Here is a 6,226-nt window from a genome sequence, read left to right on the forward strand (position 1 = left end):
CCATCGTGATGGACGGCAACGGCCGTTGGGCCAAGGAGCGCGGGCTGCCCCGCACCGAGGGCCACAAGGTCGGCGAGGCCGTCGTGCTGGACGTCCTCAAGGGCGCCATCGAGCTCGGGGTCAAGAACATCTCGCTGTACGCGTTCTCCACCGAGAACTGGAAGCGCTCGCCCGACGAGGTGAAGTTCCTGATGAACTTCAACCGGGACGTCATCCACCGCCGCCGCGACGAGATGGACGCGATGGGCGTGCGGGTCCGCTGGGCCGGCCGGATGCCCAAGCTGTGGAAGAGCGTCGTCCAGGAGCTCCAGGTCGCCGAGGAGCAGACGAAGGACAACGACGCCGTGACGCTCTACATGTGCGTCAACTACGGCGGCCGGGCCGAACTCGCCGACGCGGCGCAGGCGCTCGCGCAGGACGTCGCGGCCGGGAAGCTGGACCCGAAGAAGGTCAACGAGAAGACCCTCGCCAAGTACATGTACCACCCGGACATGCCGGACGTGGACCTCTTCCTGCGCCCCAGCGGTGAGCAGCGCACCTCCAACTTCCTGCTCTGGCAGTCCGCTTACGCCGAGTTCGTGTTCCAGGACGTGCTCTGGCCGGACTTCGACCGCCGTGACCTGTGGCGTGCCTGCGAGCAGTTCGCGATGCGCGACCGCCGCTTCGGCGGGGCGATCCCCAACGAGGTCCCCGCGCCGGTGGGGCTGCCCACCCAGCGCTGAGGCCGCACACACGGAGGAGGGACCCGCCGGGTTGCCCGGCGGGTCCCTCCTCTCGTGCGGCTCAGCCCTTCTCGGCGCAGTCCGCGCAGGTGCCGAAGATCTCCAGGGTGTGCGCGATGTCGCTGAACCCGTGCTCGGCGGCGACCGAGTTGGCCCAGCGCTCCACCGCCGGGCCCTCCACCTCGACGGTGGCGCCGCAGTGCCGGCAGACCAGGTGGTGGTGGTGCCCGCTGCTGCACCGGCGGTAGACGGCCTCGCCGTCGGCGGTGCGCAGCACGTCGACCTCGCCGGCGTCGGCGAGCGACTGGAGGGTGCGGTACACGGTGGTCAGCCCGACCGAGTCCCCGCGGTGCTTGAGCAGGTCGTGGAGCTCCTGTGCGCTGCGGAAGTCCGCGATCTCGTCCAGGGCCGCCGAGACGGCGGCACGCTGCCGGGTCGATCGGGCGCGCGGCGACGGGCCTGCGGTGGTCACCGTGGGTCCTCCTGGGGTCGTGGGCGTCACGCACATCATTGTGCCAGCCCAGCCCGCTGGTCCGGGGTGGTCGCGTCGGAGGACCCCTGGGAGGGCAGTTGGACGTCGCAGACCTTCGGTCCCCGGTCGGCCTCGCCGCGGGCCCGGTGGCGGCGGCGGGCCAGTGGGGCGGCCAGCAGGCTGAACACCGCGAAGACCGCGATGGCGAGCAGCACGATGGCCGGGCCGGAGGGCACGTTGAGGTGGTAGGAGCCGGTGACGCCCGCCAGCGAGACCACCACGCCGAGCGCGATGGCGGCGGCCTGGGTGGCGGCGAAGGAGCGGGTGAGCTGCTGGGCGGCGACCACCGGGACCACCATCAGGGCGCTGACCAGCAGCAGCCCGACCACCCGCATGGCGACCGTGACGGTGACCGCGGCCATCACCGCGAGCAGCAGGTTGAGGGTGCGCACCGGCAGGCCGGTGACCCGGGCGAAGTCCTCGTCCTGGCAGATCGCGAAGAGCTGGCGGCGCAGGCCGACGGTGACCGCGATGACCACCGCGCCGAGCACCGCGATGGCGGTCAGGTCGGCGGGGGCGACGGTGAGGATCGAGCCCCACAGGTAGCTCTCCAGCGCGCCGGACCCGGCCTGGGCGGAGAGCGAGACCAGCAGCTTGCCGCAGGCCATGCCGCCGTAGAAGAGCATCGCGAGGGCGATGTCGCCGCGCTGGTTGCCGCGCGAGCGGACCAGCTCCATGGTGACGGCGCCGAGCACGCAGACCAGCACGGCCATCCAGACCGGGCTGGTCTGGAAGATGAAGCCGAGGCCGACGCCGGTCATCGCCACGTGGCCCATGCCGTCGCCCATCAGGGCCTGGCGGCGCTGCACCAGGTAGATGCCGACGGCGGGGGCGGTGATCCCGACCAGCACGGCGGCGAGCAGGGCGCGCTGCATGAAGTCGTAGGAGAGCATCTCGGTCATGCGAGCAGCCTCGGCGGGGTGAGGTCGGCGTGCGGGTGGACGTGGTCGTGGCCGGGCAGTGCGTGCAGGCCGGTGTTGGGCACGGGCGGGCCGTCGTGCGCGACGCAGCCGTCCCGCAGCACCACGGCGCGGTCGATCAGCGGCTCCAGCGGGCCGAGTTCGTGCAGCACGAGGAGGACGGAGGCGCCGCGGGCGACCTCGGCGCGCAGGGTGTCGGCGAGCACCTGCTGGCTGGCGGCGTCCACGCCGGCCATCGGCTCGTCCATGATCAGCAGGTCGGGGGTGCCGACCAGGGCGCGGGCGATGAGCACCCGCTGCTGCTGGCCGCCGGAGAGGTCGGCCACGCCGTCCCCGGCCCGGTCGAGCATGCCGACGGCGGTCAGCGCGCGGTCCACGGCCTCGCGGTCCTTGCGGCGGAAGGGCAGCAGCCGGTGCTGCGGCAGCCGTCCGGTGGAGACCACCTCGCGCACGGTGGCGGGGACGCCGGAGGCGGCGGTGGTGCGCTGCGGGACGTACCCGATCCGGTGCCAGGCGCGGAAGGAGCGGTACGGGGTGCCGAACAGCTCCAGGGTGCCCTGCTCCAGCGGGACGGAGCCGATCACGGCCTTGACGGTGGTCGACTTGCCGGAGCCGTTGGCGCCGAGCAGGGCGACCACCTCTCCGGGGGCGACGGTGAGGTCGACGCCGCGCAGCACCGGCCGACCGCCGCGCGAGGCGACGGCGTCACGGAGGCGGACGGCCGGGGGTATCGGGTGGGTCATGGTGCTGCGTCCTGTCAGCCGGCGGCGGGGGTGCCGAGGGCGGCCTGGAGGTTGGCCAGGTTCTGCTTCATGATCGAGAAGTAGTCGTCCTTGGAGGGGTCCTTGACGCCCTCCAGCGGGTCCAGGACGGCGGTCTTGAGGCCGAGGTCCTTGGCGACGGTGTCGGCGAGCTTGGGGCTGACCAGGGTCTCGAAGAAGATCGTGGTGGCGCCGTTGTCCTTGGCGGCCTTCTGCACCTCGGCGAGGCGGGCCGGGGTGGGCTCGGACTCCGGGTCGACGCCGTTGATGGCGACCTGGTCGAGGCCGTAGTGGTCGGCGAGGTAGCCGAAGGCGGCGTGGCTGGTGACGAAGGTCTTGGTCTTGGCGTCCTTCAGCCCCGCCCGGAAGTCCTGGTCGAGGGCGGTGAGCCTGGTGACCAGGTCGTCGGTGTTCTTCCGGTAGTCCTCGGCGTGGGCCGGGTCGGCCTTGGCGAACTCGTCGCCGACGCTCTTGGCGATCGCCGCGTAGCGGGTGGGGTCGAGCCAGATGTGCGGGTCGCCGGCCGGGCCCTTGCCCTGGTGGGCGTCGTGGCCGTCCTCGGTGCCCTCGTCGAGGTGGTGGTCGACCAGCGGGCTGGCGGCGGTGGCGTCGACCTTGTGCTTGCTGGAGGACTGGTCGACGGCCTGGTCGACGGTGGGCTGCAGGCCCTTGAGGTAGACGATCGCGTCGGCCTTCTGGACGGCGGCGACCTGCTTGGCGGTGAGCTCCAGGTCGTGCGGCTCGACACCGGGGGCGGTGAGGTCGGTGACCGTGACGTGGTCCTTGCCGATCTGCTGGGCCAGGAACTCCATCGGGTAGAAGGAGGCGACGACGTTCAGCTTGCCGTCCGTGCCCTTGGCGCTGCTGCTGCCGCCGCAGGCGGTGAGGGCCAGCGAGGCGGTGAGGGCGGTGGCGGCGAGGGCCGTGGTGGTGCGGATCCGTCGTCCGGGCAGTCCGATCATCATGACAATCATTCTCATCTGAAGTGGAAATGATTGTCAACTCACTCGGATGGGTGAACGGCAGGTGGCGATGGGTGGGGGAGGACGGACGATACCGATTTGAACCCCGTACCCATGTGGCCGGTAACCTGAGGTATTCGGGTACGTGCAACCAGCCGTGCCCTGACCGTGCCGTACGTACTGAAGAGAGCACTGTGGCCGCCGACAAGATCGACACGATCGTCAGCCTGAGCAAGCGCCGTGGCTTCGTCTACCCCTGCAGCGAGATCTACGGCGGCACGCGTGCCGCCTGGGACTACGGGCCGCTGGGTGTCGAGCTCAAGGAGAACATCAAGCGCCAGTGGTGGCGCACGATGGTCCAGGCCCGTGAGGACGTCGTCGGACTCGACTCGTCGGTGATCCTCGCCCGCGAGGTCTGGGAGGCCTCCGGCCACGTCGCCACCTTCAACGACCCGCTGACCGAGTGCCTCTCCTGCCACAAGCGCCACCGGGCCGACCACCTGGAGGAGAAGTACGAGGCCAAGCACGGCTTCCCGCCGCCGAACGGCCTCAAGGACGTCAACTGCCCCGACTGCGGCACCAAGGGCCAGTTCACCGAGCCCAAGGACTTCTCGGGCATGCTGAAGACCCACCTCGGCGTCACCGAGGAGGCGAGCGGCCTGGCGTTCCTGCGCCCGGAGACCGCCCAGGGCATCTTCACCAACTTCAAGGCCGTCCAGACCACTTCGCGCAAGAAGCCGCCGTTCGGCATCGCCCAGACCGGCAAGAGCTTCCGCAACGAGATCACCCCCGGCAACTTCATCTTCCGCACCCGCGAGTTCGAGCAGATGGAGATGGAGTTCTTCGTCAAGCCGGGCGAGGACGAGCAGTGGCACGAGTACTGGCTCCAGCAGCGCTGGGACTGGTACGTCGGCCTCGGCCTGCGCACCGAGAACATGCGCTTCTTCGAGCACCCGAAGGAGAAGCTCTCCCACTACGCCAAGCGCACGGTGGACATCGAGTACCGCTTCAACTTCGGTGGCAGCGAGTTCTCCGAGCTCGAGGGCGTCGCCAACCGCACCGACTACGACCTGCGGGTGCACAGCGAGGCGTCCGGCCAGGACCTCAAGTACTTCGACCAGGAGTCCGGCGAGCGGTACTTCCCGTACGTCATCGAGCCGGCGGCCGGCCTCAACCGCGCCATGCTGGCCTTCCTGATCGACGCCTACTTCGAGGACGAGGCGCCGAACGCCAAGGGCGTCATGGAGAAGCGCGTCGGCATGCGGCTCGACCCGCGCCTGGCCCCGGTCAAGGTCGCCGTCCTGCCGCTGTCCCGCAACGCCGAGCTGTCCCCGAAGGCCCGCGGCCTGGCCGCCGACCTGCGCACCGCCTGGAACGTCGAGTTCGACGACGCCGGCGCCATCGGCAAGCGCTACCGCCGCCAGGACGAGATCGGCACGCCGTTCTGCGTCACCGTCGACTTCGACACCCTCGAGGACAACGCGGTGACCGTCCGCGACCGCGACACCATGTCGCAGGAGCGCGTCTCGCTCGACCAGGTGAAGGCCTACCTGGGTGCGCGCTTGATCGGCTGCTGAGTCGGATCCGGCTTCCGGGAGCCCCCGTTCGCCCCTTCGGTGGGGCGGGCGGGGGCTCCTCGCCGTTCGGGGTTCCTCGTCGTTCGGGGGCCTTGCTGTTCGGGGCCTCGCTGTTCTGCGGGTGCCTCAGCGCCTTCCCCAGCGGGAGCGCGGGGCCGCGGGCGGGTCGGTCGGGAGGCCCTCGGTGCGCAGGGTGGCGAGGGTGGTGCGGTGCCGGGTCTCGTCGGCGCGGAGGGCGGCGAGCAGCTGCCCGTAGAGCTCGGGATCGCCGTCCAGGGCGGCGGCCAGGCGGACCAGTTCGACCGGCGGGCGCAGGGCGGCCAGTTCGTGCAGCAGCAGGGTGGCGAGGGCGGGTGGCAGGCCGGCCGCGAGGTCGGCGAGGTCGGCGGTCGGGCGGCCGGCCGCCTGGCGCAGCAGGGTGCGCACGTCGGCGGAGCGGTCGTGCTGCTGGAGGCACGCGGCGAGGGAGGTCAGCTCGGACGTCGGGGCCGAGCCCCACTCCCAGAGCAGTGTGGCACCGTCGGCGTTCTGCCCGGCCCGTTCCAGTGCCGCGAGCAGGCCGGGGACGGCCGCCGCCGGGTAGGCCCAGAAGGCGTGGAACAGCTCCGCGGCCTCCTCGGCCAGCCCCAGTTCGCGCAGCTCCGTCAGGACGGCGACGGCCTGGTCGGGGGCGAGGCGGGCGGCGGTCCTGGTGAGGTGGAGGGAGGCGCCGGTCGGGCCGCGTTCGGCGAGCAGGCCGACCAGCAGCGCGG

7 protein-coding genes are annotated in these 6,226 nt (G+C 71.4%); 2 read left to right on the forward strand and 5 right to left on the reverse strand.

Going from position 1 to position 6,226, the window contains the following annotated elements:
• A partial coding sequence (locus J0670_RS26785) for an isoprenyl transferase (RefSeq protein WP_207814246.1) occupies positions 1 to 722 on the forward strand: 722 nt, incomplete at its 5' end.
• 61 nt (positions 723 to 783) lie between these two features.
• Here the strand turns inward: J0670_RS26785 and J0670_RS26790 are convergent.
• From J0670_RS26790 to J0670_RS26805, 4 genes are read right to left on the reverse strand one after another with little or no spacing between them, the layout of a single operon-like run.
• The gene (locus J0670_RS26790) at positions 784 to 1,194 is read right to left on the reverse strand and encodes a Fur family transcriptional regulator (RefSeq protein WP_207814247.1); all 411 of its coding nucleotides are present in this window, start codon (positions 1,192 to 1,194) and stop codon (positions 784 to 786) included.
• A gap of 35 nt (positions 1,195 to 1,229) precedes the next feature.
• A complete protein-coding gene (locus J0670_RS26795; RefSeq protein WP_374223172.1) occupies positions 1,230 to 2,156 on the reverse strand; it encodes a metal ABC transporter permease in 927 nt (308 codons plus the stop codon).
• A complete protein-coding gene (locus tag J0670_RS26800; protein ID WP_207814248.1) occupies positions 2,153 to 2,917 on the reverse strand; it encodes a metal ABC transporter ATP-binding protein in 765 nt (254 codons plus the stop codon). Before J0670_RS26800 ends, J0670_RS26795 begins: the two co-directional genes overlap by 4 nt.
• Positions 2,918 to 2,931: 14 nt before the next feature.
• A complete protein-coding gene (locus tag J0670_RS26805) occupies positions 2,932 to 3,900 on the reverse strand; it encodes a metal ABC transporter substrate-binding protein (protein ID WP_207814249.1) in 969 nt (322 codons plus the stop codon).
• Positions 3,901 to 4,091: 191 nt separating this feature from the next.
• Between J0670_RS26805 and J0670_RS26810 the strand changes: the two genes are divergently transcribed.
• Entirely contained in the window at positions 4,092 to 5,474 is a 1,383-nt protein-coding gene (locus J0670_RS26810; RefSeq protein WP_207814250.1) for a glycine--tRNA ligase, read from the forward strand.
• Between the two features lie 126 nt (positions 5,475 to 5,600).
• On the opposite strand, the gene J0670_RS26815 is transcribed toward J0670_RS26810, so the two are convergent.
• Positions 5,601 to 6,226, reverse strand: a 626-nt coding sequence (locus tag J0670_RS26815) for a hypothetical protein (RefSeq protein ID WP_374223173.1), incomplete at its 5' end; no start/stop codon positions are given.

The sequence above is a fragment of the Streptomyces sp. FH025 genome (assembly GCF_017427025.1).
In the GTDB taxonomy this organism is placed as follows: Bacteria; Actinomycetota; Actinomycetes; order Streptomycetales; family Streptomycetaceae; genus Kitasatospora.

Excerpts from the sequence above, each read along its gene's own strand:
- J0670_RS26795 (WP_374223172.1), bottom strand. The coding sequence starts at position 2,156 with ATGACCGAGATGCTCTCCTACGACTTCATGCAGCGCGCCCTGCTCGCC.
- J0670_RS26800 (WP_207814248.1), bottom strand. The coding sequence starts at position 2,917 with ATGACCCACCCGATACCCCCGGCCGTCCGCCTCCGTGACGCCGTCGCC.
- J0670_RS26805 (WP_207814249.1), bottom strand. The coding sequence starts at position 3,900 with ATGATGATCGGACTGCCCGGACGACGGATCCGCACCACCACGGCCCTC.